Here is a 26,238-nt window from a genome sequence, read left to right as displayed (position 1 = left end):
ATCCACACAAGTTGTTCTTCATAATCTCTTAATGATCTTCTCGATGCTTCGTCAGCATCAAGCTAGGTCGGCTATATTACGCTTTATTTCTAAAGTGTCAACTGGTAATTTAAATTATTTTAAACTTCCTTTCTAAAACCCAACCCAATTAATTTCAATCAAGTCATTGTTTTATCAGAAGTTTTAATCTTCATCACCGCCGATGGATGTGCATTATAGGGCAAATATTTTACCTTGCAAGACTTTTTTCAAAAGAAATATATCGGGTGTTTATTTTATAAACCCTAAAATCAATAAACCACTGTTTTATCTTATAAATTTATTTTAACAAAAATCCACCCAATTCCTTTAAACCAAATTTTAAAACACAACTCAATGTTTTATATACAATTATTCTTATAGAAAAGCAAAAAGCAGAGCCGAAGCCCTGCTTTTGGTTTAAATAAAGTCCAAATTAGAACTTCATACTGATACGCGCCCAATAGTTACGGCCAATATTGTTAAATTGCTCATTCGCAGCAAAACCCAAACCCGCATTACCCATTTTGTTTAGATGCTCGGTATAAGTTTTATCCAGTACGTTATCAATACCCACAGACACATCAACACTTTTATTGAGGTTATAGCTGCCGTTTAAAGACAATACGCCAAAGCCACTGCTTTCTTTCACATCATAGCCCACGATATTACCTTCACGTTCGCTAATACGACTTTGACCATCAACAACACGTAATAATGCACCTAAAGTATATTTATCCTGAACATAGCGCAGGTTTAAACGCCCTTCCAAAGGTGAAATTTGTGGCAACGGCGTATTGTCCGTAGTGTTTTCACCCCACGCATACATGGCACTCACATCAGCCTGTAAAGCATCGGTAAATTGATAAGCAATACCAACTTCTGCACCTGCAATCGTTGCATCCACATTGCGAGTATGCGCCTCTAAAGGATTTTCTTTACTCTGAGGCTTGTTTTCATCTCTCAGTTTGTAATTCGTCAAAATATAATCATTAATTAAACCTGCATAAGCCGATGCCCAAGAGCTGAATGCACCATGTTCATGTTGATAGCCAAAGTCCAATTGAAGGGTTTTTTCAGTATCAATGTGATTAAACGTATTTTTATTTCCGTTACCCGACAGAGGACTAAACAATTCCCAATAATCAGGCATACGCTCTACATAGCCCAAACCGACATAAGTTTTAGCATCATGGTGCGGATGTTGATTTTCCAAACGAATAAAGCCACTTGGCAAAGTTTCTTTACGTTGTTGAGCTGTTTGCACTGCGTCTACTTCAATTTGATCAATACGCACACCTGTGACTAACTTGTTTTGATCGTTGAATTGATAACCAAGCTCACCAAAACCTCCTATAGATTGAAACTCCATATCCACAGTACGAGGCAAATTTTTATAGCTGTTCATTCTGCCTTTACGACCACTATGCTCATTATTTTGAGTATCAACACCTGTCACAAAGTCAACTTTATCCCACTCATGTGTCACCGCCATACGTGCATTCAACGTTTTACGTGCCACATTATTTGCCATAGGATGCATCATCCCCCCTGCAGGATTGAACGCACGCAGACTAAAGTTATCCATCACGTGATCGTTAAAACTATAATTCACCTGTGCTTCAATTTTCTTAATCACATCGGTAATATTTTTCTTTTCTACACGTAAACCTAAACTTTCACGGTCAAATTCAGCACCATCCATTGTACGGCCCGCATAAACCACTTCAGCATCACCACGACCACCTGTCAGTTCTAGCCAAGTGTTTTCATCGGGTGTCCAACCTAAAGCGACATCAGCATTCCAACGCTCCCAATCCGAAGGAACAGTTGTACCATTGCCATCTTTATAGCTGTCTGCTACAGAACGGTTGGCGTTTAAACGGATGTATTTCTGCTCATCACCCGCAGCCGCTTCAACATTATGATCTAAACGGCCAAATGACCCCATCAAGACACTGGCTTGGCCACGATAGTTTTGACCTTCACCAAATTGCTCAGGCTTACGCTCAAACAATACCGTTGCTGCCGAACCTGTGTTGGCATATTGCACCGTTTGCGGGCCTTTAATGACGGTAATTTCATCAAAACTTTCTGGTGAAATATAAGAGGTTGGTGAATCCATACGACTCGGGCATGCACCTAAGTTTTCAGAACCATCGGTTAAAATTTTAATACGTGAACCAAACATGCCGCGGAAGGTCACATCGCCATTGGTACCCGCACCACTGTTGACAGCACTAAAGCCAACTATGCTTTGCAAATAGTCTGCACCATCTGTGGCTGGAATCGGCTGAATGGGTTGTTTTGGATTAGCACGAACCACCAAACCATTGGCATCATTGCCCTGTTGTGCGGTTGCAACAATAGGCGCAAGACTATGCGTATTCGCAGACAGCATACTTTGATCGGCAAACGCACTTGCTGAATAGCAGGCAACACAAACTGCAGCCGCAATGGGCTGTAATAAAAATTTAGGCTGAGCCATTTTATTTCTCACTTCAAAACATAAATACAGTTAGGGTCAAAGCAGACCCGAAAAACATTGAATTTATGCAAAGTGAGGTGGAGCACGTCCCTGCGGAAGTAAAAAGAGTTGCTGAAGTGCAAACCAAACGTGTTGAAAACGTTTTTGGAAAGCCAAAAGACGTACCTGAATGCGATCAAGCACTTCTTTAAGCTCTAATTCAGGTGGCAAGACCAAGTTGCCATAGACCGTACAATACTGACATTGGTGTGAAGCATCGTGATGATGATGTCCATGCTGTGCAGTCAGTTGTTGATCATCAGCTTGCGATGTAGATGAATGTGCAGTATGCGAAGAATTTGTATGCACGGCGTGGGCTTGTGGCAACAAAAGTGCACGCGTGATGGTTTCACAGACTGGCGCAACTTGATATTGCTCAGGCAGCAAAGGCTGTAAAAATACAGCAATCTGTAAAAAAACTGCGATAAATGAAAGCAGTAAGCCACTACGCAACAACAAAAACATCTATCCTGAATTTGTGTGGCGCAAGTATAACAAAGCCCAATCGAAATTGGGCTGATTTTTATGCTTTGGTCTAAACATGGACAACTAGATGGTTGTTTGTTTTAACGCTTCACAGCAACTTTTTCTTTCTGACGCTGGCGCACTACTTTTTCCACTTTTTCACGGGCACGCTGTCTTTTGAGTGGTGATAAATAATCGACAAATAATTTACCATTTAAGTGATCCATTTCATGTTGGATACAAACAGCGAGAAGTTGATCTGCTTCTAGCGCAAAGGATTGACCCTCAAGGTTAATCGCTTCAATTTTTACACGTGACGGACGCTCAACTTTGTCGTATATTTGAGGCACTGACAAACACCCTTCTTCATACGGTTGGGTCTCTTCAGTCAATGGGGTAACTTTGGGGTTAATGAAGACCATGGGTTGATCTTTATTTTCAGATAAATCCATGACAATCAGCTGAATATGATGATCTACCTGTGTCGCAGCTAGACCAATTCCTGGTGCGGCATACATAGTTTCAAACATATCTGCAGCAAGCTGACGAATTTCGTCGGTCACTTCTTCGACGGGTTTGGCAATGGTACGCAAACGGGGATCCGGGAAACTTAAAATAGGTAATAAGGCCATGGGACGTCCTCACTTATATGCCATTGATCAAAAAACCGAATGAAGGAATGCTTCATCAAAAAAATGTGTGTAAGATCGTTATTATAACGCAACTACATACATAATTTTAGGAATTATGATAATGAAAAAGGTTTTGACAGACACATCCTCTTTTCGTGTCTTGGGGTTTAAAAAGCAAGTTTTAGCACTCGCAGTATGTCTCACAGTGGGACTTAGTGCGATCAGTGTGGCTGAAGCAGCACCTGCACGAAACATCAATCCGCCTGCCTTAAAAGCCAGCGCACCAAATGTGTATGTGGTAAAAAAAGGCGATACCTTATGGGATATTTCCAAAAAATTCCTGAACAATCCATTACGTTGGCCTGAAATTTGGGCAAGTAACCGTCACGTAAAAAATCCACACTGGATTTTCCCAGGTGACCGTTTGTTGATGTGTACCTATGAAGGTCGTCCAATTATTGGTAAAGATGAAGGCGATGGCTGTGAAGGCATTATTCGTCGTTATGCAGGCAAGAGCACCAATTTACAGCCGCAAATTCGCGTGGAGTCTTTAAATAATACCATTCCTGTGATTCCACTTGACTACATCAAACACTGGTTAGAGCGCAGCAGCATTATTGCCGCAGATGCGTTACAAGGCACACCATATATTTTAGGTACTTCTGATCAACGTGTTTTAGCCGCTAAAGGTCAAAGTGTGTATGCGCGTGGTACAGGTCTGGAAGTAGGTCAACGCTACGGTGTATATCGTGAAGGCGAACCGTACATGCTGACCGATGCCAATGGTCAAAAATTCAATGCAGGCATTGAACTCACTCAAGTTGCTGCAGGTATTGCAGTACGTGGTGAAAATGACATCACCACACTTGAATTGACCGATACCTACAATGCCGAAGTGCGTCGTGGTGATCGCGTCTTACCAATTTATGACCCAATGCTGCCAACCTTGTTCTACCCAACGCATGCTGAAAATGTCAGCACAGGTGGTCAGGTGCTACGTGTGATGGGTTCGATTGGTACTGCAGCAAAACACAGTGTTGTGGCAATTGATCGCGGTACATTACATGGCGTGCAATCTGGTCATGTGTTTAGCGTAGCGCAAAAAGGCGAAGTGGTCACCGACCCGAAAACCAAAGAACGTGTTCAGCTTCCAGGCGAACGTATTGGCAATATCATGGTCTTCAAGAGCTTTGACCACATTAGCTATGCCTATGTTTTAGACAGTGAATTACCAATTAAAGTCGGTGCGAGCTTACAAGCACCACGAATGGACGACTAAAACGGTTTAAGATGGTGATGTTGAATTCATTCAGCCCACAGCAAATCAACTACATTTTGTTGTGGTATTTGGTTCAACATTCACTGTCTAGTTTTTCCAAACTCGTACAACATTATGGTTCCGTGGCTGCCGCAGTGCAGCCCGAACACCTCCTCACATGGTCAGATGTGCGCATTCATGCCAACCATCTACAACGCGCCAAAGAATATCTCAGCCCAACAGGGCAACTCGCCTTTGAACAATGTCTGAATCAACTGCAACAGCAGTGCGATTTTATTCTAACTTTGGACGATGCGGACTATCCCAATCAGTTACGACCCTATTCCAACAAGCCACCCATTTTATTTGGGCAAGGCAATGCACAGGCTTTGTTGCAAGCGCAAATTGCGATTGTCGGCAGTCGCAAAGCCAGCCCGCATGGTCGGCAAGTGGCTTATGATTTTGCTTATTATTTAAGTGAACAAGGGTTCTTTATCAATAGTGGTTTGGCACAAGGTATTGATGAAGCCGCACATCAAGGTGCTTTGCAACATCAACGTACCATTGCAGTCATGGGCACAGGTTTGGACAGCACTTATCCAAGTGCACATCACAGCCTGCGCCAAAAAATTGTAGAATCTGGTGGTGCCGTGATTACGGAGTTTTTACCACAGACTAAGCCCTTACAGCAACATTTTCCACGACGTAACCGTATTGTCAGTGGACTAAGTTTAGGCGTGATTGTTGCTGAAGCCAGTTTAAATAGTGGCTCGCTGATTACCGCGAAACTGGCAGCAGAGCAAGGCAAATTAATTTTTGCCATTCCAGGACATATTTACAGTGAATTTCATCAAGGTTGCCACCAATTGATTCGTGAAGGTGCAATTTTAGTGGATCATCCTGAACAAGTGATTGAAGATTTAGCCCTACCCACCCAATGGCAATATCAACAAAACCAAATAGCATCAAGCCAAAATCAGACTACAGCAGCTTCAACAAAAGCAAAATTATCTACACCACCGACTGAAGCAATACTTCAAACCACCACAACAAAAACAGCAGATACAAGTACACCGCATATTCCCGAGCATTTATTGGCACTGTATCAACAACTGGATTGGGTCGGACAAAGCATCGATCACTTGGCACAGCAACTGAATTTAGATATTGCCACACTCACCAGCGCATTAATGGAACTGGAACTCATGGGCTTCTGTTTACAACAATCAGGTTTATATCTGCGTTGTCGTCCACTCAAATAAGGTTCACAATAAGCGCCTATTTCACGTTTCTGTTTAGGTAAAACTCCCATGATTACAACTTCTGTCACCGAAGCCGCTGCATGTCTACAACAAGGACAGGTACTGGCCTATCCTACAGAGGCGGTTTGGGGATTGGGATGTGATCCATATAATCAACAGGCATTTTTGGAAATTTTGCGTCTGAAACAGCGTCCGATTGAAAAAGGTGTGATTTTACTGGCAGGACATCTGTCACAAGTAGAGCATTTGCTGCAGGATTTAAACCCCGAAATGCGAGATCGCGTAATTGCGTCATGGACGAATACTTATCCCACAGATCGAGCAACCACCTGGCTATTACCCAGCACAGCCGCAATTCCAGAGTGGATTACAGGTCAACACCCCAAAGTAGCGGTGCGCGTAACCAATCATCCTTTATGTATGGCGTTATGCCATGCCTTTGATGGCTTTATTGTATCGACCAGTGCCAATCCTGCGGGACTTGCCCCTGCACGCTCTTTGCAAGAGACAACGCAATATTTCCATCAACAATTGCACTACTTAAATGGTGATTTGGGTTTAAGCCAGCAACCTAGCCGTATTTTAGATGCAGAGAGTGGGGCAGTGATTCGCGCCTAGCTTTAGACAAATTTTAGTTGACATCCTCCCCGACCTAAAGGACGGAGATTCCTACTGCTAGACGCTCATGTCCGAGCGCAAGAATATTCAGTGCGGAATTTACATCCCGATCATGGAGCGTACCGCACTCCACACACTGCCACTCTCTTATTCCAAGTCCTGTTCTACCTTTCGGACTACTATAGCGTGAGCCACAGCACGAACAAGTTTGGGTGGTATAGGCTTCATTGACTTCTTCATAACATACCCCTGCGTTCTCGCATTTATACTTGAGCATGGTTCTTAGTGTTGTCCAACTGGCATCTAGCACTGATTTAGCCAATCTGGTTTGTGCTAATGCTTTGGCATTCACATTGCCAACGAAGATGGCTGCATGTTCATTCACCAGTTTTCGGCTGAATTGATGCAGCATGTTTTGTCTTACATTTTTAATCTTGGCATGGATGGCTTTGACACGTTTCTTATTTTTTGCACGTTGAGCAATACCAAGTTTTTGTTCATATTGCCGATAGATTTGAGGTGCTTTAAGTTTTACGCCATCTGAACAAGTCGCTAAATCTTTTAAACCTAAATCTATGCCAATTGAGGTTTTAGCGTTGTTTTTTTCTATTTTGACTGCATCAACTACAAGACAAACATACCAACGTCCACGACTATCTTCTACGAATGTGCCTGTTTTGATATTGTATTGACTTAATCCGTAACTATCCCATAGTTTAAATTGATGCTTGCCATATTGAACATAGCCATCAGCATATTTGATTGCAACCTTTTTAAACGGTATCCAACCCAGTGAACGTCTAGCTGATTTTTTATTACTGACACGCCATTTTAGTTTTGCTTTTTTGAACTGCTTGCGTCTTGTGACCAATTCTTCTGTCACTGCCTGAATAGTTTGACTGTGCAAGTTGCATTCTTTCGATGTGCCTTTCGTGTATTTGCAATGTCGTATGCTGAAAAGAATTGTTGTTTACGTTGTAGATGCTTAAAACACAAATCATTGACATAATTCCAGACAAAATTTACTTCGGATGCTAACTGATTTAGCACCTTGCAATGTTTGTCTTTTATGCGTAATTTGAGTGTCTTCATCCAATTATTTTAACAGTATTTTTCTTAATAGTGACTATAGTACAAGTATTTAAAACGACATTTCGTGTCGTTCATATGGTTTACTCCAGTCGCTTATATCCTCGTGCTGAACCACGAGGTTTTACGCTCCAGTGGATAAAAAAAAGCTCAACCATATAGGGATGGTTGAGCATAAAAAGGATGTGTATAAAAGCACATCCAGAGGGTTTAAAAATCTTGCTGCAAATGATATTTCACTGATTATTGAATACAGTGGATCATTTTCAGTACGTGAATTATGGAGTAATTTAGTCGACTATACAAATAGATTTTTCCTATTAATCCAAGACAAATATTCAATGAAAGATTCATCTTTTTTTCTTAACAATTTAAATTATCTTACTATTTTTACAATTATTTTAGAAAAATTAAAAAAACTGTCATAATTCATAACACTCAATACTGTATAAATTTTGAATAAAAGGCATTTTAAATACACCTTTATGTGATCAAAAAAAACACCAATTAAACTCAACTTTTTGCTTGAATGTGTACGCGTGCTTTCATTTGTGCCAACACAATACCCGTTAAAATAATCAATCCACCGATACTGTGATAACTCCCCCACACTTCTGCCAACCAAAAATATGCAATGATAGCCGTGAAAACAGGCATCAAATTCATAAAAATACTGGTGCGATTTGGCCCTAAATATTGAACGGCCAACATCCATACCAAAGGTGCAATAATTGAAGGAAATATACCTGCATACAGCACACTTAAACCATTTTGGCTATTTAAATGATCCAAGCCGAACCACAAAATAAATGGCAGATGGTAAAGTAAGGCGAATATAATTTGCACATAAAGACTCAGCATGAGCGGCAATTTTAAATTCCATTTCTTTAAAAACACCCCATAAAAGGCGTAAAAAAATACCGCCAAAACCATGAGCATATCGCCCGCATGTCCTGTCAGCTGACTGAGTTGACGCAAATCTCCTTGTGCAATCACATACAACAAACCCGAAAATGAAATAATGCAGCCCAAAACCGCAAATCGTGTCGGAATGTCTTTTAAGATCAGCAATGAAACCAAAACCGTAAACATGGGAATAAACGCATTAATAATGCCCATATTGGTTGCAGTGGTGTAATTGGCTGCGGTATAGCTTAGACCTTGATACAGCACCAAACCAAAAGCACTAAGCACTGCCAACTGTTTCAAATGTGGACGAATCAACTCACGCTGCTGCCAAACTTTGGGCAATATCCACGGGGTTAAAATCAGAAAAGCAATCAACCAGCGATAAAAACTGATACTGACGGGTGAAATATACTCCGCCACATACCTCGTTACTGCAATATTTAAAGACCAAATCAATACCGCAATCAATGGCAATAAAATTGCCCAAAATACGCCTTTATCTGACCGTATCATGTATTCATCATCCTTGTTGTACCAAACAGCATACCTGCTGTGAAACCCTTTTCTATAACTGACTTGTGATGCAAAGTGCTAAAAACCCAGTGTCTATTTATGGCACTTTTCGCTCGATTTATCCATCAATAAAATAAAATGCAGATACGAATTACATTTTTCTGCGCAATATCACGGCTATGCGGGATTCCATCAGTGTCGTAAATTTCTTTGCTATAAAACTTGCTGTACCCAAAAATTACAGTTACAACAGTAGCGGTAAAATACAGATTCTAGGAAGCAACTATGCGCACTTCAGTTTATGACATTGCAGTAAAAACCAATCAGGGTACGGAAACCACATTAAATCAATATGCAGGAAAAGTGTTGTTGATCGTGAACGTGGCATCAAAATGTGGCTTAACCCCGCAATACGAAGGCTTACAGCAACTCTACGCAGCAAAACAGGCACAAGGCTTAGAAATTTTAGCCTTTCCATCGAATGATTTCTTGGCACAAGAACCGGGCAGCGATACAGAAATTCAGGAATTTTGCTCACTGAATTATCAGGTGAGTTTTCCATTGTTTGCTAAAATTCCAGTCGTGGGTGCAGAAAAACATCCTCTCTACACGGCTTTAACGCAAGCAATTCCTGAACGTATTGGTGAAGGCCCATGGTGGAAAGATTTGGTTGATTACGGCTTAACCCCAAATGAACCACCTGAAGTATTGTGGAACTTTGAAAAGTTTTTGGTGAATAAACAAGGTGAAGTGGTGGCGCGTTTTGCCCCAGATTTAACCGCAGATGACCCGCGCATTGTAGAAGCGATTGAGGCTGAATTGGCTAAATAATTTTTTATTCAGCAAGTTAAAGAGTTCTTTCATAAATTCTCTTTAAATCAATAATTCAGCTCCCTCATCCTCTTGCGGAATATATTCCTCATCCTGAGCCATATATGGCGCAAGAGAAGGGACTATCAATATCAATTCGACGCATTACTTATGATCATTTTTCTTTTATGAAAGAAGTGTAATTCATAGGAGTTTCTTTAAAACTCCTATTTTTTTTGATTTAGACAAAAAAATTAAGATTTGTTATTGCTTTGCAACAATCTGTTTTTTATTCATATTTTCGTTTTATATTCATTCTCAATGAGTACCAAAAATCACATGAATATGAAAAATGTATCTTCGAAGACACTACTTCCGTTTGCACTATTGAGTTCTGCCTTGCTACTCAGCGCCTGTGATCAAATGAACACGCCGCAAACGCAAACAACTAATCAAGATGATTCCAGCGCATCATCCAACAGCAATACAAACCCAACCAACGCTCCATTAAGCAGTGGCAATATGTTCTATATTGTGCGCGATGTGGCTGATCTACAGCTCAAAGCAGGTCAATATGTCGAACAACTGAATCAAACCAAGTCTGAATTGCAAACCGCTGTAGATGCGCAAGATCCACAACAATTACAAATTGCAGCGACTCAATTACAACAGCAGTTACAAGGCTTCAATCAAACACTAAGCAGCCTAGACTTAAAAACACAGGAAATTGATACCATCCGTCAAAACTTATTGGCTGCCAATCAGCAAGTTTTGGCTTCACCATTTTTAAATGGACAAGTCGATTTAAGCAAAGTGGACTTTAAGAAACTGGAACAGCAAATGGGGAGTATTCAAGCTGAAATGCTAAAACTGGCGGGGATGATTTTACAAGGTGAGTCAAATCAGCCTACTGAAACTACCAATACAGCATCTTAAGCAAAGATAAGGCTTCAATTCCAAACAGCATAAAAAAAGCCACTCTTTCGAGTGGCTTTTTTCAATCTTAAACCGACAATTAAAGTGCGCGGTTTTTGATTTTGCGGATGGTTTCCAACTGTGCAGCAGTTTCTGCCAAAGCAGCCAAAGCAGCAGCAGCGTCCAAATCGCTCTTTTGATTTGCCAACAATTGTTCAGCGTGTTTACGCGCTTCAATAATTGCCGCTTCATCTAAGTTTTCTGCACGAACTGCAGTATCTGCAAGAATCGTAACAACATGCGGTTGAACTTCTAGAACGCCACCAGATACATAGATTAATTCTTCTGTACCATTTTCCAGCAGAACGCGGATTGCACCCGGCTGAAGCAAAGTTACCAGTGGTGCGTGACCCGGCATAATACCGAGTTCACCGCCAGCACCTTTTGCAATTAGCATAGTCACAGTGCCCGAGTACAAAGACTCTTTTACACTTACAACATCACATTGCATAGTCGCCATGAGAATCTCCTAAATTAGAGCTGCTAATTAAAGTTTCTCGGCTTTAGCAATCACTTCGTCAATACCACCAACCATATAGAACGCTTGTTCTGGGATATGATCGTATTCACCAGCTAGAAGACCTTTAAAGCCACGAATTGTATCTTTAAGCGGTACAAGTTTACCAGGCGCGCCAGTAAATACTTCAGCTACGTGGAACGGTTGAGAGAAGAAACGTTGGATCTTACGTGCACGGTATACAGTAAGTTTGTCTTCTTCTGACAATTCGTCCATACCAAGAATTGCGATAATGTCTTTCAATTCTTTATAACGTTGAAGAACGTTTTGAACTGAACGAGCAATTTCGTAATGCTCAGTACCAACAACTAATGGATCTAACTGACGTGAAGTTGAGTCTAGTGGATCGATCGCAGGGTAAATACCTTGAGATGCAATATCACGGCTCAATACTACAGTTGCGTCTAAGTGCGCGAACGTTGTAGCAGGTGATGGGTCAGTCAAGTCATCGGCAGGTACGTATACAGCTTGAATAGATGTAATCGAACCAGACTTAGTTGAAGTAATACGTTCTTGAAGAACACCCATCTCTTCTGCAAGTGTAGGCTGATAACCTACTGCAGATGGCATACGACCTAGAAGTGCTGATACTTCAGTACCTGCTAGTGTATAACGGTAGATGTTGTCTACGAACAATAATACGTCACGACCTTTACCGTTCTCATCTTTTTGATCACGGAAGTACTCAGCCATAGTCAAACCAGTTAACGCTACGCGTAAACGGTTACCAGGCGGCTCGTTCATCTGACCGTAGACCATTGCTACTTTGTCAAGAACGTTAGAGTCTTTCATTTCGTGATAGAAGTCGTTACCTTCACGAGTACGCTCACCAACACCAGCGAATACAGATAAACCTGAGTGCGCTTTAGCGATGTTGTTGATCAACTCCATCATATTTACGGTTTTACCAACACCCGCACCACCGAACAGACCAACTTTACCACCTTTCGCGAACGGGCAAAGTAAGTCAATGACTTTAATACCAGTTTCTAAAAGGTCAGTAGAAGCCGCTTGTTCTGCATAAGAAGGCGCTTGACGGTGAATTGGTAAACGCTCTTCAGTTGCAACTGGACCAGCTTCGTCGATAGGGCGACCAAGAACGTCCATGATACGACCAAGTGTCGCTGTACCTACTGGTACAGAGATTGGCGCGTTAGTGTTAGTTACGTTCAAACCACGCTTAAGGCCTTCAGTAGAACCCATTGCAATAGTACGAACTACGCCATCACCAAGTTGTTGCTGAACTTCTAATGTAGTTTCAGTACCGTCAACTTGGAGAGCGTCATAGATCTTAGGAACGCTGTTGCGTTCAAACTCGACGTCGATAACCGCGCCGATGATCTGAATGATACGACCGCCACTCATTGCTGTCTCCTCAATTCAAACTAATAATGTTAAACGGCAGCGGCACCACCAACGATTTCAGAAATTTCCTGAGTAATCGCGGCTTGACGCAGCTTGTTATAAATAAGTTGTAGGCTCTTGATCAGTTCACCTGCGTTATCTGTTGCAGCTTTCATTGCAACCATACGCGCAGACTGTTCACATGCGATGTTTTCAATCACACCTTGATAAACCATAGACTCGATGTAACGAACCAATAAACCATTTAACAGCTCTTCAGCTTCTGGTTCATAGATATAATCCCAACCGTATTGACGGTTAAGAGTCTTGTTTTCTTCAGCAGATGCTAAAGGAACAAGTTGTTCGATTTTCTGATCTTGAGTCATGGCATTGACAAAGCCGTTTGACACGAGGTAAATGCGATCTAACTCGCCTTTATCGTACGCATCTAACATCACTTGCACAGAGCCAGATAACTGTTCAAGACTTGGCGCGTCACCTACGTTTGTAGTTGCACCAAGCACTTTACCGCCGTAGTTTTTAAAAAACGAAACCGCTTTTTGACCAATTAAAGCAAACTGAACTTCAATTGACTGCTCTTGTTGTTGCTGTACATGCTTTACAACTTTCTTGAACAAGTTAATGTTCAAGCCACCTGCCAAACCACGATCTGAAGACACGATGATATAACCAACGCGTTTTACAGGGCGTTCAATCATATAACGGTGTTTGTATTCAGGGTTCGCCTGTACCAAATGAGCAATTACACGGTGCATATTTTCGGCATACGGACGGCCTTGAGCCATGCGCTCTTGCGCACGACGCATCTTAGAAGCAGCAACCATTTGCATCGCGCGAGTAATCTTTTGCGTGCTCTTGATACTAGCAACTTTGGCGCGAATTTCTTTTAAATTTGCCATACGCTTAACCTAGTATTCGAAAGCCCTTTCAGGCTTCCGAAGGTTGATTCCGTGAACCAAACCCCTAACTAGCCAATGCTAAATTAGTAAGTTTGAGTCGCTTTAAAGCTTTCAATACCTGCTTTGATTGCAGCTTCGATGTCTTTGTTGAAATCACCAGTTTCATCGATTTGTTGCATTAACGCAGCATGTTCTGAACGGAAGTAAGAAATTAACGCAGCATCAAAGTCTACGATTTTCTTCACTTCTACGTCAGCCATGTAGCCTTCGTTAGATGCATAAACTGAAACAGCTTGGTCAGCAATTGAGTATGGCGCATATTGTTTCTGCTTCATTAACTCAGTTACACGTTGACCATGTTCAAGTTGCTTACGAGTTGCTTCGTCAAGGTCAGAAGCGAACTGAGCAAACGCTGCCAATTCACGGTATTGCGCCAAAGCGGTACGGATACCACCAGACAATTTTTTGATGATCTTAGTTTGAGCAGAACCACCAACACGCGATACAGAAATACCCGCGTTCACAGCAGGACGGATACCCGCGTTGAATAATGATGTTTCTAAGAAGATCTGACCATCTGTAATCGAAATTACGTTGGTTGGTACGAATGCAGATACGTCACCTGCTTGAGTTTCAATAATCGGCAATGCAGTTAAAGAACCAGTTTGACCTTTAACTTCACCGTTAGTGAATTTCTCAACGTAGTCAGCAGATACACGAGAAGCACGCTCAAGTAGACGCGAGTGTAGATAGAACACGTCACCTGGATACGCTTCACGACCTGGTGGACGACGTAAAAGCAATGAAATTTGACGATACGCAACAGCTTGCTTAGACAAGTCATCATAAATGATTAACGCGTCTTCACCACGGTCACGGTAGTATTCACCCATTGTACAACCAGAGTACGGAGCTAAATACAGCATTGCTGCTGGATCAGATGCACCTGCTGCGACAACAGTGGTATACGCCATAGCGCCAGTTTCTTCTAGCTTACGTACTACGTTTGCGATAGTCGATTGTTTTTGACCAATTGCTACGTATACACACTTAATGCCAGAGTTTTTCTGAGCGATGATCGCATCGATCGCCATTGCTGTTTTACCAGTTTGACGGTCACCAATGATCAACTCACGTTGACCACGGCCTACAGGGATCATGGTATCAACTGATTTATAACCAGTTTGAACAGGTTGATCCACTGATTGACGCCAAATTACGCCTGGTGCTACTTTTTCTACAGCATCAGTTAATTTTGCATCAATAGGGCCTTTACCATCAATTGGGTTACCCAAAGCATCTACCACACGGCCTAAAAGTTCTGGACCAACCGGAACTTCTAATACACGACCTGTGCAACGTGCTTTTTGACCTTCTTGAAGGCTTAAGTAGTTACCTAAAACAACGACGCCCACTGAATCCTGTTCTAGGTTCAGTGCCATACCAAATAAGCCGCCGTCGAATTCGATCATTTCACCGTACATTGCATCAGCAAGGCCGTGAATGCGCACAATACCGTCGGATACCATAACAATGGTACCTTCGTTTTTAGCGGTCGCGCTGGTGTCCAGATCGCCGATACGCTGTTTAATGAGCGCACTGATCTCGGATGGATTCAGTTGTTGCATTGCGCTATACCTCAATCTTTTATTAGTTCAGTCTTCGCAATTAAGCTAAAAGACGTGTCCGCATTTTTTCAAGCTTGTTAAGCGCAGAATCATCTATCACTTGGTCGCCTGCACGAATAACCACACCCGCAATTAACGCTGGGTTCACTTCTACAGAAACATTTACTGCCGCAGCGAAACGTTTTTCTAACGCTTGAGCAAGAATTTGTTCTTGTACAGAAGTCAATGGGAATGCTGATTCAATCACAACATCCACAGTATTGTTATTCTGTGATTTGAGCTGTTCGTATTCTGCTTGAATTTCAGGAAGCAAAGCCAAACGGTTGTTTTCAGCAAGCAATGTCAAAAAGTTTGACACTGCTGCAGTTTGGTCTTCACCTAAAACTTTGGCAAAAATACTCACCTGCTCAGCAGGCGTAAGCTCAGGGCGATTTAAGTAAGCTGAAAATGCTTCGTCTTGCACCGCAGCACTGAGCAAGTTAAGTGCTGTTGACCAATTGTCAGTTGCACCTTGCTCAGAAGCGTAAGCAAATGCTGCTTTAGCGTATGGGCGTGCCAACGTCAAGAGTTCAGCCATAATCTGCCTCTCTCTTAAAGTTTAGCAGCCAGCTGAGTCAGCATGGCATTGTGAGCTTCTGCGTCAACTTGCTGGCTAAGAATTTTCTCTGCACCAGTTACTGCAAGCGCAGCTACTTGTTGACGTAATTCTTCGCGAGCAGAATTGATTTCTGTATCAACAGCTTCTTTCGCTTGTTGACGAATACGCTCACCTTCAGCAGATGCTTGGGTACGCGCTTCTTCTACCAATTGTGCTGCACGACGATTCGCTTGTTCGATCAATTGAGCCGCTTGTGCTTTAGCTGCATCTAATTCAGCTTTCACTTGAGCTTGCGCATCGGCAAGATCAGCTTTGGCTTTCTCAGCTGCATTTAAGCCGTCAGCAATACGACGCTGACGCTCACTAATCGCATTGATTAGTGGTGGCCATACAAACTTCATGCAGAATGCGACGAAAATCGCAAATGCAATCGCTTGGCCAAACAATGTGAGGTTGATATTCATTGCAAATTCCTCAAATAGTGAATTTCGGAATTAAGCTGATTAACCTACAAATGGATTAGCGAAGATGAAGAACAAGCCAATACCAACACCGATCATAGGCACAGCATCAAGAAGACCTGCGATTAAGAACATACGAGTTTGAAGTTGTGGAGCCAATTCTGGTTGACGAGCAACAGCTTCAAGGAAGCGACCGCCTAAAAGACCAAAACCAATCGCAGTACCTAAAGCACCGAAAGCGATCAAGATAGCAGATGCAATTGCAACTAGACCTAAAGTGAGTTCCATGATAATTCCTCAGAGGTTAGGTTTTATACCAAATTAAGTTAAAAAATTGTGTGCCCAACCGCCCGATGACAGTTAGGCCATACCATTAATGCTTTTCGCTTGCCATGCTCATGTACACGATAGTCAACATCATGAAAATGAATGCTTGTAGCGTAATAATCAAAATGTGGAAAATCGCCCAAGGCACAGACAATGCCCACTGGATCCAGAACGGTAATAACGCGATAAGAATGAAGATTAACTCTCCCGCATACATGTTACCGAACAGTCGTAGAGCCAATGAAACTGGTCGCGCCAAGAAAGTAGTCAATTCCAACAATAAGTTGAATGGAATTAAAAGCACTTTAGCAACTGGATTACTTGGGTTGAATGGGTTAAGTGCCAACTCACCAACGAAGCCGCCAACACCTTTCTCACGAATACTATAGAAAATAATTAAGAAGAATACAGAAATAGACATACCTAAGGTAATGTTTGGATCTGTAGTCGGAACAATTTTAAAGTAAACCTGATGAGGGTCCACACCCAGCATAGATGCAATCGCCTGTTGAGCTACATAAGGAATAAAGTCAACAGGGATCAAATCCATCAAGTTCATGAGGAAAATCCACACGAAAATGGTTAATGCTAAGGGTGCAATTAATCGAGACTTCCCATGGAAGGTATCACGTACACTTGAATCCACAAACTCGATAATCACTTCAATTACTGACTGGAATTTACCAGGCACGCCTGAATTTGCAGCTTTCGCAACAATCCAGAACAATAAACAGAAGATCAGACCAAGTCCGATAGACCAACCCATTGAATCCAAGTGAATAGCAGTGAACCCCATCTGTTGAGCTTCTTCAGCAGACTCAGCCAACTTCCATGAACCGTCTGGCATTTTGCCATAGGTCATATTGGTCAAGTGATGCTTGATATACTCGGTCGAAGTAAGGGCATGTTCTTCAGCAGCCATAAATCACACCTGGTCAATGTAAAAAAACTAATAGAACAAACGAACATCGCGTGCTGCTTGATATCTCGCCTATTCCTGAAAAACTTTTCAATTTTTGCTGCGTTTAGACTCGTTTTTGTAATCGTGACACCCAAAATGGCGCAACCCACGACATGCTTTGAACGAGCATAAAACCACAAAACAATGCCACCGGGGATAACGGCTGTACATTGCTTAAAATTAAAATGAATCCTACGATCACGATTGCAAACTTACCGAGCATTCCTCTATACATGTTCGAAAGAACCTGTCTGGACGCTCGTGCACCTGCTGCTCGAAACGACTGCCATGAAAAATAACAACTTGCCAACCAACAAACACTAGCACCAAGTGCAGCGCTTAAGGCAGCCGTTGAGTCTTTCAAGACCCACGCTATCAGGGCTGAAACTGGAATCATGAATGCTTGTAAGAAGACCAAAGCTTTAGCTAATCGTCGGTCAATCAAGCGACTAGTTCGGCTCATTTTTTTATCCACTCACAGCATTAATGCTTGACAAGTTCAACTGATGATCGTTTTTTATCGCAGGCATTATAGAGTTAGCCCCCTGAACATGCAATCGTTTCCCGACCTTAGTCGTGTTTTTTTGCATGTTTGTCTCGGAATTGTCATATTTCAATTTTGCTTAAAAAACGCATCATTTTCGTGCATTTAATACACAAGCCTTGGTTTGCTTGGCTAATTGCTGCCACGCTTGCACAAAATCATCTGCACCGCGCATGCTTTCATCGACCTTTTGAAACACAATTGGATTCAATTTCATATACTGATTTTTACTGGCATGTCCTTCTGCAAGTAGGCACATTTTTGGATTTGGTCGGTGATCGTTCAAATATTTAATTTGTGCGACTGTTGGCGCAATATGCGGATCATTGGTCATCGACCCAGAAAATTCTAAATTTAAGGCACGTTCTAAATATTGATAGGCATCGTGATAAGCCCAATATGGCTGTACTGCAGTTTGAGTCTGAAACTGACTTGCACTTTTGAATAAACTCTGTGCGAAGGCACGTGCGTTATTCCAATAAGCATCGCGATGTTCAGGCATTTGCTGAGAACGTAACGCGGCAATAAAGAAGCCGATACGCACCGCATTGTTTGGGTCTAGCCAGACATGGCTGTCTACTGTATTTTTTAATGCTGCACCACGTTCTGAACGCTGCGGCAAAGTTTTCATAATGCCCGTATCTAATAAAGCAATCGCTTTAGGATTTTGATGTAATACACGTTCTAGCGGTGCTTCATGCGCCTTACCTAGCCAAATAATTAAATCCGCATCTTGGATGATTTTTCGATGTGCAGGCGTGAGCGATACATCATGCCCTGTTTGATCTGCCAGTAATAACGTGGGTGTTTCGATATTTTGCGTGACTTTTTGGGCAATCAAATAGATAGGATGGGTAGACACCACCAAAGCCTGCGCCATGCTGACAGTACTGCATAACGCTAAAAGACAGAAACTAAATAAACGAAACATTGCGGCATATCACGAAAAATCGACAAATGTTATAATATAACAAATTTATAAAAATACCTACGTATAATCGAAACTAATAACGCTTCATGCTAAGATTTACTGTCGTTTTTCTTTTAAAGTTCAACTGGGGTGGCTATGAGCTTATGTTCGCACGAGCATCACAATGCATTACATGGCGTTCACGACCATCACAATGTCGATCAACGTCTTGCCGAAGCTGAAAGTTTATGTGCGGCAACAGGTGCTCGTTTAACACCGCTACGTAAAGAAGTGTTGGAACTCATTCTCAAGGCATCTGCACCAATGGGTGCTTATGATTTATTGGCGAAAATTAAAAGTGAGTCTGATCGTCCTGCAGCACCGCCAACGGTGTACCGTACTTTAGATTTTTTACTGGAAAAAGGACTAATTCACCGTTTGACTTCAATCAATGCCTATATTCCTTGCTGTCATCCACGTGAAGGACACCAAGCGGCTTTTTTAATCTGTACTGAATGTAAAGTCGTTAAAGAAGCTTCAGCGCAAGGTTTATTAGAGCAATTAGATCAGTTGGCAGCCTCTGACCGCTTTAGCCCGCATCACAGCATTATTGAGATTTCTGGAAAATGTCAGCAGTGCAACAGCAAATAACCACTGCACCGCTCATCGCCTTGCAAAATATTCAGGTGCGAATAGATGAGCGCGATATTTTAAAAAATGTCGATTTTGAATTACATGCACGTGAAATTGTCACGCTAATTGGCCCCAATGGCGCAGGAAAATCGACTCTAATTAAAGTCTTGCTTGGCATTGTCAAACCAAATGCAGGCAAGCTCGTAAATGCTCGCAAATTGACCTTTTCTTATGTGCCGCAAAAGTTTAATCCTTCACACAGCTTGCCTTTAAGAGTGAAAGATTTACTGGCTTTAGAAAAATGCCCAGACGCAATTAAAGCAGAAATTATCCGCGATACTGGCATTGCCAAACTGCAAGATTCAAAAGTACAACAACTGTCTGGTGGTGAGCGGCAACGGGTGCTATTGGCACGCGCCTTATTACGTCAACCTGATGTTTTGGTACTGGATGAGCCGATGCAAGGACTAGATATTCAGTCCGAAGCTGAACTGTATGACTATGTGCGCAACTTACCGAGCAAATATGGCTGTGCGGTGTTGATGGTGTCGCATGATTTGCAATGGGTCATGCAAGGTACGCATCGTGTGGTATGTTTAAATAAACACATTTGCTGTAGCGGTTTGCCCGAAAATGTACAGCAACATCCTGAATACCAAGCTATTTTTGGAACCAATCGGGTGTTTTATCAACATCACCATGAACACTGCGCCCATGGCGATCATGCCGAGCCTTGTCAGCATGATTCACGTCCTCATATTCACCCTGAACCGGAAGCTTAACCCATGATGGATTGGCTACAATTGCTGTTACCTGCATGGATCATGGGCAGTTTATTGGTATTTTTGACCGCCCCACTTGGCTGTTTAATGCTGTGGCGACGTATGTCCTTTTTTGCCGATACGATGGCGCATGGCACCTTATTGGGTGTGGCGATTGCAGGCGCGTTGAGTTTACCTCTGTGGATGGGTGTGACCTTCTTGGCATTATTATTGGTGGGTGTTTTATGGATTTTACATGATCCACGGTTGCCGAATGATGCATTATTGGCGCTCTGCTCTGCGACCTTGCTCTGTTCAGGGTTGCTCTTTATTCAGCATATTCCAAGTTTGCGCCCTGAGTTGCTGAGCTATTTATTTGGTGATTTACTCACCATTTCATGGGCAGATTTACCTGTATTTGCCCTAGTGATTATTGTTGCTTTAGCGGTGCTGTATAAATTTTGGCAGGCACAAATTCAAATTGCAATTGACCCTGATATTGCGGTCAGTGAAGGCGTGAATGCCCAATGGCAACGCCTGATTTTTATGTTGTTGTTGGCATTATTTACCGTATTGGCTTTACGTGCAGTCGGTTCTTTATTGATGGGCGCATTGTTGGTGATTCCCGCTTTAACCGCACGTTTATTGGCTCACTCGCCTAAACAAATGGTGATTTGGGCGTTTATTGTGGCGCAAATTGCAGTCAGCGTAGGTTTATGGTCAAGTGCAGGCTTAAATATTTCGACAGGTTTAAGCATTGTGATGACTATGGCGATCATTTTTGCAGTAATTTTTAGCGTGCAAAAAGTCAGAAAGATAGCTTAGTTTTTCGTTAATGAATATCTATATTTTTGTATTGCAGCAATGAGCATTACGACCAAAAATGGCAGTATATACGCTATCCACAGTGCTATATCACTATGAATCACTTGCTGTAAAAGACTCAATTGCTGCTGACTTTCTGAAACAGCATTCCAATCTATTGTTTGTAGATAAAACATTGCATGAATGGCAATCAACAACACAGCCGTAATATTAATCAACACCACACTTTGCCACACCGTATGTTTAAAATAAGTTTGCAAGGCGGCAAATACAAAAGAAAAAATCAAATTGATACTCAAATGTGCCATCAAAGCAATTGGCCAAAACACGCGATCTACTGAAAAGTGAATCGCTAATCCAATTGCAATTAAAGTTGAAAAACTCAAAAGCAACATGCTAATCCACCAATGTTGCCAATAACGTGCTCGCGGAATACCTTTTATTTTCAACGTATATCTCAATCTATTTTTTTATAATTACAACATACACTTTTGTTTAATTGAAGGCATTACTGATGCACCAAACTCAACAAAAAAGCAGCGCCTGCAAACAATGCAGCAAAAGTACGATTCATGACTTTTTGCTGCTTCGGTGATCTTAACAAACGTAAAACTTTAGCAGCCAAGCCCGTATAGCCCGCCATAACAATCAAATCAATACTAATCATGGTCAACGCCATAATTGCATATTGCACCCATTGCGGTTTAGATAAATCTAAAAATTGCGGTAAAACTGCCAATAAAAACACAATTGCTTTGGGATTGCTCATATTGACCAGAAAGCCGTACATCACCAATTTTCCAGCAGATTTTCGCGTCAGCTCATGCTGAATTTCAATCGACTGTGCAGGCGCTGCCCATTGCAAATACGCCAGATATAACAAATATGCCACACCAAACCATTTCACAATTAGAAATGCCCAAGGTGTTGTCGCAAATAATACCCCTGCCCCTGCGGCTACAATCGCGATTTGCAATAATAAAGCGAGTTGTAGACCAATCGCATTCCAATACCCATGTCGAAAACCATAATTCAAACCACTCGACATAGATGCTATTGCACCCGCGCCAGGTGAAACACTAATCACCCAACAGGCCAACATAAACGCAATCCAAACTTGATAAGACATATATCGCCGCTTTTCACAAGACAGTGCATTATATGATATTTCACTTAATCTCATGACTAAAAACGTGGAATAAAAATCGGGTTGAGGCTATTAAGCCTACATACAATCAGGCACAATAAAGTCAACTTTATAGAAAACAACAAATTTTCAGGAGCTATACATGACTGCCCAATCTGTAATTTTGCCACTACCTTCAGATCATGCTCGCTTTCTTGTACTTCGTTTAAAAGACTTAAGCATTACTGAGTTAAAAGAAAAATTGGCTGACTTGTTTAGCACACGGGATCGTTTGATTACCCAACATCCACATGCCCAAATTAAAACTGGCGTTGCTTTTGGTCCTGAACTTTGGGCACAACTCTATGAGCAATCTCCAGATGGTTTTAAACAATTACAACCGATTCAAGGGGCGTACCCAATGCCTGTCGTGCCTGCCGATGTGATTATTCATCTCGCGAGTGCCCGTTCAGATATTTGCTTTGCGCTCAGTCAGGCCTTTTTTGAGGGGATCCAAGACAAAATTGAAGTCTTGGATGAACGGGTCTGTTTCCGTTATTTTGATGGACGCGACATGACGGGATTTATTGATGGTACCGAAAACCCACAATTTCCAGATGATCGTGCCGAAGTTGCACTTTTAGGGGAAGATGCAGGCGTGTTTGCCGATGGTTCTTTTATTTTTGCACAGCGCTATTGTCACGATTTAGAAAAATGGAAAAAGCTCAAAGTTGATGCCCAAGAACACGTGATTGGACGTACCAAGCTAGAATCGATTGAATTAGATGAAGATGTACAACCTGAAAATTCGCACGTTTCACGTACAGTCGTTGAAGATGATGCAGGCGATGAAATGGAAATTTTGCGCCACTCTTTACCTTATGGTGATGGCAAGGGCGATCAGGGTTTATTCTTTATTGCTTATACCAAAGATTTGAGCATTATTGATGCCATGTTAGAACGTATGTTTGGTACTTCAGGTGATGGCATCCATGACCGTTTACTGCACTTTGTGACTGCTCTAGACGGTGCATATTACTTTGCCCCAAGTGAAGAGTTATTAGAAGAAGTGATGGAAGGTTGATCAAAGCTATCATGAAGTTGCTACAAAGCGACTTCATGAGGATTATCCTATACATCAAATAACATCGGACAGCATAATATATGCCTTTACCACTCCATTTTTTTTACTAATATAATCAATACTTAGGAAAAAATTATCTTTGTTTTTTGCAATATGGTTTATTTTGACTCGATCCCCTTGGATGAGATAAGACTTTTTCCGAATAAAATAACGATCAAACAAGAATGCTTTAGGAGAAGTTATCATCAGATTTTGAATCTCTCTTCCTAAGTCATCTTTAAGCACATAAACTTTATAACCATTTAAAAAATAAGTACTTATATTTATGTTTGGAGCCAAAGATTTCCATTCCTCTTGTCTTGAATAGCTTCCAGACTTTAATGTATAGATTCTTTTGTAGCTGATTGCTCCATCTTTGAACCTTTCAATAATCTGATTATTTATAAATTCAGGATCATACAAAGGACTTAAATAAAATTCTTTTGCCTTCAGGGAAGAAATTTCAAATATTCGATACTGCCCACTTGGATTACAGTCTTCAGTATAATTGACCACTACATATTTTTTTAAAGGAATACCAAAATACTCTACTGAAAAAGCATCTTTATCAAAACAATAGTCTTTTTTATTAAATAATAAGAAATTTTCTCCGTTTTCATTATAATAAATACTATTTTTTTCTTTAATCAATATTTCTTCTGCCGATACATAACAAGTAAAAAGCAATAAAAAAAATAGATAAAATTTATTTAAACCCATCTCTTTTCTCAACCTCTTTTAATATTTTTATAAATAATTTTTTCTTTCAGCCATACCATTATTTCCACCGTTTATTCTCCTACTAACAGATTCAACAACTTTTAAATGATAGTTATCACTATAAGTGCCATTTAAATCTTTATATCCTTTGTGAATTAAACTATCAGCATTTTTAAATACATTAAAAGCCCAGACTGAGCTATCTACAGCATGAAATAAATCATCACAGAGTAATTCCGGATTATTAACCACGTCAATTCCAGAATAGCTTTTATATTTTTTATACGCACTTTTCCAAGTTAGCTGAATTAAGCCTCGCCCTTTGTATTTAGGGCCATCTCCTAAAGATGTGTTTCCTTCAGCCAAAATTTGTTTTCTTCTTCTACATGCTCGGCTTTTTTTTATATCACAAACAGATGGTGGAAAATTTGAAATATCATAATCCTTACCGCTCGCATACTCAATCAATGTATTAAAATGATCACACTCATGATAAATTTGTGCTAAAAAATGACATAACATTAATTTGTCTTTAAGATTATGCTTAATTAGGCTTTTGTTTAACTCTATAACAAATTTTTCAGGTGGAGTATTATGTGTCGATCGCCCTTTCATTACACGATGAGAAAATAGTTTATTAGAGCCATAAACAGCTTTAAAAAAACTTAATGAAACTATCTCCTCTAAATTATACTTGATACTTTTCTCAATACTCGGCCTACCCTCTGCCGTGATACCTTTAACAACCTCCACATCCAAACGCAATTCAACCGCATCTGCACGCATTCTTTTTGCACTATAAGTCACAGGGCTTAAAGCATCCCCATTCGGCTTTAATACTCTAAATTGCAAACGCTGCCCCACCATACTGAACAATGGAGTACTGCCATTTAAAATGGTAATTATCTGTTTTTTACCCGTATCCAACATCAACATTTCAATATCAGTTGGAGTTTCAATTAACTGCTCACCTGTTCTATCTTTTAGTTTTAATTCAGATCGGCTTTTGAAATTACTATATGGTTCATCGAGTTGTATTAAAATCGGCTGCTGTGAGCCATTTTTAGAATTTACCTCACATTTCACGACAAATTGATCATTTGAAGTTAACACCAAAATTTCAATATCACGCTGTGGTGATGACAATACCTCCACGATCCCATTTTCATTGGTATATCGTTCATAAGCATTTTTCCGCCCTCTAGGTCTTGATTGAATAGGAAAATTTGAAACCACTTTCCCAGCACAATCTACCACTTTAAAAGTAGTTGTAACAATTCTAGCTTTGGTTTCACCTAATTCTTTTTGTTTATATTCTTCAATTGTTTTAGGTAACTGAATTTTTATTGGATCTTGTGATGATGAACCAATAGATGTATGAATGACCTTAAAAACAGTAAAATCTTTTTGATTGGGTGGTTTTGCCAGTATTTCTACTGTTCTTTGTGGAGATGCCTGAAATACAAACTGCCCATGAAGATCAGTTTTCTGAAGATTTTCACGTTTTGAACCTTGGTATCTAGACATAACATTTAAGTTGATCACCCGACGCCCTGAACGATCATAAAATTTTGATGTAATTGTGACTAAATTACTCATTAGCCTAAATCCTCTTCTGCATAAACTTCATCTTCTTCGGTAATCCCCCCTAAAAATAATTGAGTTTAAAAGTAGAAAATCGAATAACCTTGATTTAAGGAGATTTTCTATGAAAACATCTAAGTATTCAGACAGCTTGATCATGAGTATCTTGAAGCAAGCTGA

General features: G+C 41.0%; 28 protein-coding genes and 1 pseudogene. 10 read left to right on the top strand and 19 right to left on the bottom strand.

What is annotated here, in order from left to right; translation table 11 throughout:
* Positions 1 to 454: 454 nt before the first annotated feature.
* The 3 genes from FTU58_RS12830 to def form a co-directional block, all read right to left on the bottom strand.
* Positions 455 to 2,506 (bottom strand): TonB-dependent copper receptor, encoded by a 2,052-nt coding sequence (locus FTU58_RS12830; protein ID WP_179991668.1) that lies wholly within the window; start codon positions 2,504 to 2,506, stop codon positions 455 to 457.
* A gap of 63 nt (positions 2,507 to 2,569) precedes the next feature.
* Positions 2,570 to 3,004 carry a DUF2946 family protein gene (locus tag FTU58_RS12825; RefSeq protein ID WP_179991667.1) on the bottom strand — a complete coding sequence of 145 codons (435 nt, stop codon included), beginning with the start codon at positions 3,002 to 3,004 and terminating at the stop codon, positions 2,570 to 2,572.
* A 107-nt stretch (positions 3,005 to 3,111) separates the two neighbouring features.
* Positions 3,112 to 3,642, bottom strand: coding sequence for a peptide deformylase (def, locus tag FTU58_RS12820; protein WP_180062534.1), 531 nt, complete (start codon positions 3,640 to 3,642; stop codon positions 3,112 to 3,114).
* 121 nt (positions 3,643 to 3,763) lie between these two features.
* On the opposite strand from def, the gene FTU58_RS12815 reads away from it, so the two are divergent.
* From FTU58_RS12815 to FTU58_RS12805, 3 genes are read left to right on the top strand one after another with little or no spacing between them, the layout of a single operon-like run.
* A complete protein-coding gene (locus FTU58_RS12815) occupies positions 3,764 to 4,921 on the top strand; it encodes a LysM peptidoglycan-binding domain-containing protein (protein WP_180060777.1) in 1,158 nt (385 codons plus the stop codon).
* 17 nt (positions 4,922 to 4,938) lie between these two features.
* A complete protein-coding gene (dprA, locus tag FTU58_RS12810) occupies positions 4,939 to 6,162 on the top strand; it encodes a DNA-processing protein DprA (protein WP_004970117.1) in 1,224 nt (407 codons plus the stop codon).
* 48 nt (positions 6,163 to 6,210) lie between these two features.
* Positions 6,211 to 6,780 (top strand): L-threonylcarbamoyladenylate synthase, encoded by a 570-nt coding sequence (locus tag FTU58_RS12805; RefSeq protein ID WP_004970120.1) that lies wholly within the window; start codon positions 6,211 to 6,213, stop codon positions 6,778 to 6,780.
* A gap of 34 nt (positions 6,781 to 6,814) precedes the next feature.
* Here FTU58_RS12805 and FTU58_RS12800 read toward each other — a convergent pair.
* A pseudogene (locus tag FTU58_RS12800) lies at positions 6,815 to 7,872 on the bottom strand (RNA-guided endonuclease InsQ/TnpB family protein).
* Positions 7,873 to 8,003: 131 nt separating this feature from the next.
* Between FTU58_RS12800 and FTU58_RS12795 the strand changes: the two are divergent.
* Positions 8,004 to 8,297 carry a hypothetical protein gene (locus FTU58_RS12795; protein ID WP_371972043.1) on the top strand — a complete coding sequence of 98 codons (294 nt, stop codon included), beginning with the start codon at positions 8,004 to 8,006 and terminating at the stop codon, positions 8,295 to 8,297.
* Positions 8,298 to 8,382: 85 nt separating this feature from the next.
* Here FTU58_RS12795 and FTU58_RS12790 read toward each other — a convergent pair whose 3' ends face one another.
* On the bottom strand, positions 8,383 to 9,291 hold the full coding sequence (locus FTU58_RS12790) for a DMT family transporter (RefSeq protein ID WP_096902732.1): 909 nt from the start codon (positions 9,289 to 9,291) through the stop codon (positions 8,383 to 8,385).
* 285 nt (positions 9,292 to 9,576) lie between these two features.
* Here FTU58_RS12790 and FTU58_RS12785 point away from each other — a divergent pair, with 285 nt between their 5' ends.
* Both FTU58_RS12785 and FTU58_RS12780 read left to right on the top strand, forming a co-directional pair.
* Positions 9,577 to 10,122: a glutathione peroxidase gene (locus FTU58_RS12785; protein WP_004970127.1), complete on the top strand. Its 546-nt coding sequence runs from the start codon at positions 9,577 to 9,579 to the stop codon at positions 10,120 to 10,122.
* 324 nt (positions 10,123 to 10,446) lie between these two features.
* Positions 10,447 to 11,037 (top strand): hypothetical protein, encoded by a 591-nt coding sequence (locus tag FTU58_RS12780; protein WP_136144381.1) that lies wholly within the window; start codon positions 10,447 to 10,449, stop codon positions 11,035 to 11,037.
* A 79-nt stretch (positions 11,038 to 11,116) separates the two neighbouring features.
* On the opposite strand, the gene FTU58_RS12775 is transcribed toward FTU58_RS12780, so the two are convergent.
* From FTU58_RS12775 to FTU58_RS12730, 10 genes are all read right to left on the bottom strand, one after another.
* On the bottom strand, positions 11,117 to 11,536 hold the full coding sequence (locus FTU58_RS12775) for a F0F1 ATP synthase subunit epsilon (protein WP_180062533.1): 420 nt from the start codon (positions 11,534 to 11,536) through the stop codon (positions 11,117 to 11,119).
* A 27-nt stretch (positions 11,537 to 11,563) separates the two neighbouring features.
* The gene (gene atpD, locus FTU58_RS12770) at positions 11,564 to 12,958 is read right to left on the bottom strand and encodes a F0F1 ATP synthase subunit beta (RefSeq protein WP_004970134.1); all 1,395 of its coding nucleotides are present in this window, start codon (positions 12,956 to 12,958) and stop codon (positions 11,564 to 11,566) included.
* Positions 12,959 to 12,987: 29 nt separating this feature from the next.
* A complete protein-coding gene (gene atpG / locus FTU58_RS12765; RefSeq protein ID WP_004970136.1) occupies positions 12,988 to 13,857 on the bottom strand; it encodes a F0F1 ATP synthase subunit gamma in 870 nt (289 codons plus the stop codon).
* Positions 13,858 to 13,940: 83 nt separating this feature from the next.
* Positions 13,941 to 15,485, bottom strand: a complete 1,545-nt coding sequence (gene atpA, locus FTU58_RS12760; RefSeq protein WP_004970138.1) for a F0F1 ATP synthase subunit alpha — start codon at positions 15,483 to 15,485, stop codon at positions 13,941 to 13,943.
* 40 nt (positions 15,486 to 15,525) lie between these two features.
* A complete protein-coding gene (locus tag FTU58_RS12755; RefSeq protein ID WP_004970141.1) occupies positions 15,526 to 16,062 on the bottom strand; it encodes a F0F1 ATP synthase subunit delta in 537 nt (178 codons plus the stop codon).
* A 14-nt stretch (positions 16,063 to 16,076) separates the two neighbouring features.
* Positions 16,077 to 16,547, bottom strand: coding sequence for a F0F1 ATP synthase subunit B (locus FTU58_RS12750; RefSeq protein WP_004970142.1), 471 nt, complete (start codon positions 16,545 to 16,547; stop codon positions 16,077 to 16,079).
* Between the two features lie 39 nt (positions 16,548 to 16,586).
* A complete protein-coding gene (gene atpE / locus FTU58_RS12745) occupies positions 16,587 to 16,832 on the bottom strand; it encodes a F0F1 ATP synthase subunit C (RefSeq protein ID WP_000424060.1) in 246 nt (81 codons plus the stop codon).
* A gap of 85 nt (positions 16,833 to 16,917) precedes the next feature.
* Entirely contained in the window at positions 16,918 to 17,793 is an 876-nt protein-coding gene (atpB, locus tag FTU58_RS12740; protein WP_004970145.1) for a F0F1 ATP synthase subunit A, read from the bottom strand.
* A gap of 103 nt (positions 17,794 to 17,896) precedes the next feature.
* The gene (locus FTU58_RS12735; protein ID WP_004970147.1) at positions 17,897 to 18,295 is read right to left on the bottom strand and encodes an ATP synthase subunit I; all 399 of its coding nucleotides are present in this window, start codon (positions 18,293 to 18,295) and stop codon (positions 17,897 to 17,899) included.
* Between the two features lie 172 nt (positions 18,296 to 18,467).
* The gene (locus FTU58_RS12730; protein ID WP_104852883.1) at positions 18,468 to 19,307 is read right to left on the bottom strand and encodes a metal ABC transporter solute-binding protein, Zn/Mn family; all 840 of its coding nucleotides are present in this window, start codon (positions 19,305 to 19,307) and stop codon (positions 18,468 to 18,470) included.
* Positions 19,308 to 19,442: 135 nt separating this feature from the next.
* On the opposite strand from FTU58_RS12730, the gene FTU58_RS12725 reads away from it, so the two are divergent.
* The 3 genes from FTU58_RS12725 to znuB are packed head-to-tail and all read left to right on the top strand — an operon-like array spanning position 19,443 to position 21,505.
* A complete protein-coding gene (locus tag FTU58_RS12725) occupies positions 19,443 to 19,937 on the top strand; it encodes a transcriptional repressor (protein ID WP_004970151.1) in 495 nt (164 codons plus the stop codon).
* The gene (gene znuC / locus FTU58_RS12720; protein WP_180062532.1) at positions 19,913 to 20,701 is read left to right on the top strand and encodes a zinc ABC transporter ATP-binding protein ZnuC; all 789 of its coding nucleotides are present in this window, start codon (positions 19,913 to 19,915) and stop codon (positions 20,699 to 20,701) included. The genes FTU58_RS12725 and znuC overlap by 25 nt, the downstream gene beginning before the upstream one ends.
* 3 nt (positions 20,702 to 20,704) lie before the next feature.
* The gene (gene znuB / locus FTU58_RS12715; RefSeq protein WP_004970154.1) at positions 20,705 to 21,505 is read left to right on the top strand and encodes a zinc ABC transporter permease subunit ZnuB; all 801 of its coding nucleotides are present in this window, start codon (positions 20,705 to 20,707) and stop codon (positions 21,503 to 21,505) included.
* On the opposite strand, the gene FTU58_RS12710 is transcribed toward znuB, so the two are convergent.
* Entirely contained in the window at positions 21,502 to 21,954 is a 453-nt protein-coding gene (locus FTU58_RS12710; protein ID WP_180060359.1) for a hypothetical protein, read from the bottom strand. The two genes, znuB and FTU58_RS12710, sit on opposite strands and share 4 nt — an antisense overlap.
* A gap of 59 nt (positions 21,955 to 22,013) precedes the next feature.
* Positions 22,014 to 22,634 (bottom strand): LysE family transporter, encoded by a 621-nt coding sequence (locus FTU58_RS12705; protein WP_180060358.1) that lies wholly within the window; start codon positions 22,632 to 22,634, stop codon positions 22,014 to 22,016.
* A 160-nt stretch (positions 22,635 to 22,794) separates the two neighbouring features.
* Here FTU58_RS12705 and FTU58_RS12700 point away from each other — a divergent pair, with 160 nt between their 5' ends.
* Complete coding sequence (locus FTU58_RS12700) at positions 22,795 to 23,715, top strand: Dyp-type peroxidase (protein WP_104852878.1); 921 nt, start codon at positions 22,795 to 22,797, stop codon at positions 23,713 to 23,715.
* 54 nt (positions 23,716 to 23,769) lie between these two features.
* Here the strand turns inward: FTU58_RS12700 and FTU58_RS12695 are convergent, their stop codons facing one another.
* Both FTU58_RS12695 and FTU58_RS12690 read right to left on the bottom strand, forming a co-directional pair.
* Entirely contained in the window at positions 23,770 to 24,474 is a 705-nt protein-coding gene (locus FTU58_RS12695) for a hypothetical protein (protein WP_004970164.1), read from the bottom strand.
* A gap of 27 nt (positions 24,475 to 24,501) precedes the next feature.
* On the bottom strand, positions 24,502 to 26,073 hold the full coding sequence (locus FTU58_RS12690; protein WP_257222370.1) for a glycoside hydrolase family 19 protein: 1,572 nt from the start codon (positions 26,071 to 26,073) through the stop codon (positions 24,502 to 24,504).
* Positions 26,074 to 26,238 lie beyond the last annotated feature (165 nt).

This window comes from Acinetobacter sp. YH12120 (assembly GCF_013418795.1).
GTDB classification, from domain to species: Bacteria; Pseudomonadota; Gammaproteobacteria; order Pseudomonadales; family Moraxellaceae; genus Acinetobacter; species Acinetobacter towneri.
Note: the sequence above shows the minus strand (reverse complement) of the source record. Positions and strands in the feature narration are given on the sequence as shown.

Bases quoted from the DNA above. Each gene is read 5' to 3' on its own strand.
- FTU58_RS12830 (WP_179991668.1), bottom strand. From the start codon at position 2,506: ATGGCTCAGCCTAAATTTTTATTACAGCCCATTGCGGCTGCAGTTTGT.
- def (WP_180062534.1), bottom strand. From the start codon at position 3,642: ATGGCCTTATTACCTATTTTAAGTTTCCCGGATCCCCGTTTGCGTACC.
- FTU58_RS12815 (WP_180060777.1), top strand. From the start codon at position 3,764: ATGAAAAAGGTTTTGACAGACACATCCTCTTTTCGTGTCTTGGGGTTT.
- dprA (WP_004970117.1), top strand. From the start codon at position 4,939: ATGTTGAATTCATTCAGCCCACAGCAAATCAACTACATTTTGTTGTGG.
- FTU58_RS12805 (WP_004970120.1), top strand. From the start codon at position 6,211: ATGATTACAACTTCTGTCACCGAAGCCGCTGCATGTCTACAACAAGGA.
- FTU58_RS12790 (WP_096902732.1), bottom strand. From the start codon at position 9,291: ATGATACGGTCAGATAAAGGCGTATTTTGGGCAATTTTATTGCCATTG.
- FTU58_RS12785 (WP_004970127.1), top strand. From the start codon at position 9,577: ATGCGCACTTCAGTTTATGACATTGCAGTAAAAACCAATCAGGGTACG.
- FTU58_RS12780 (WP_136144381.1), top strand. From the start codon at position 10,447: ATGAAAAATGTATCTTCGAAGACACTACTTCCGTTTGCACTATTGAGT.
- FTU58_RS12775 (WP_180062533.1), bottom strand. From the start codon at position 11,536: ATGGCGACTATGCAATGTGATGTTGTAAGTGTAAAAGAGTCTTTGTAC.
- atpD (WP_004970134.1), bottom strand. From the start codon at position 12,958: ATGAGTGGCGGTCGTATCATTCAGATCATCGGCGCGGTTATCGACGTC.
- atpG (WP_004970136.1), bottom strand. From the start codon at position 13,857: ATGGCAAATTTAAAAGAAATTCGCGCCAAAGTTGCTAGTATCAAGAGC.
- atpA (WP_004970138.1), bottom strand. From the start codon at position 15,485: ATGCAACAACTGAATCCATCCGAGATCAGTGCGCTCATTAAACAGCGT.
- FTU58_RS12755 (WP_004970141.1), bottom strand. From the start codon at position 16,062: ATGGCTGAACTCTTGACGTTGGCACGCCCATACGCTAAAGCAGCATTT.
- FTU58_RS12750 (WP_004970142.1), bottom strand. From the start codon at position 16,547: ATGAATATCAACCTCACATTGTTTGGCCAAGCGATTGCATTTGCGATT.
- atpE (WP_000424060.1), bottom strand. From the start codon at position 16,832: ATGGAACTCACTTTAGGTCTAGTTGCAATTGCATCTGCTATCTTGATC.
- atpB (WP_004970145.1), bottom strand. From the start codon at position 17,793: ATGGCTGCTGAAGAACATGCCCTTACTTCGACCGAGTATATCAAGCAT.
- FTU58_RS12735 (WP_004970147.1), bottom strand. From the start codon at position 18,295: ATGAGCCGAACTAGTCGCTTGATTGACCGACGATTAGCTAAAGCTTTG.
- FTU58_RS12730 (WP_104852883.1), bottom strand. From the start codon at position 19,307: ATGTTTCGTTTATTTAGTTTCTGTCTTTTAGCGTTATGCAGTACTGTC.
- FTU58_RS12725 (WP_004970151.1), top strand. From the start codon at position 19,443: ATGAGCTTATGTTCGCACGAGCATCACAATGCATTACATGGCGTTCAC.
- znuC (WP_180062532.1), top strand. From the start codon at position 19,913: ATGTCAGCAGTGCAACAGCAAATAACCACTGCACCGCTCATCGCCTTG.
- znuB (WP_004970154.1), top strand. From the start codon at position 20,705: ATGATGGATTGGCTACAATTGCTGTTACCTGCATGGATCATGGGCAGT.
- FTU58_RS12705 (WP_180060358.1), bottom strand. From the start codon at position 22,634: ATGTCTTATCAAGTTTGGATTGCGTTTATGTTGGCCTGTTGGGTGATT.
- FTU58_RS12700 (WP_104852878.1), top strand. From the start codon at position 22,795: ATGACTGCCCAATCTGTAATTTTGCCACTACCTTCAGATCATGCTCGC.
- FTU58_RS12695 (WP_004970164.1), bottom strand. From the start codon at position 24,474: ATGGGTTTAAATAAATTTTATCTATTTTTTTTATTGCTTTTTACTTGT.
- FTU58_RS12690 (WP_257222370.1), bottom strand. From the start codon at position 26,073: ATGAGTAATTTAGTCACAATTACATCAAAATTTTATGATCGTTCAGGG.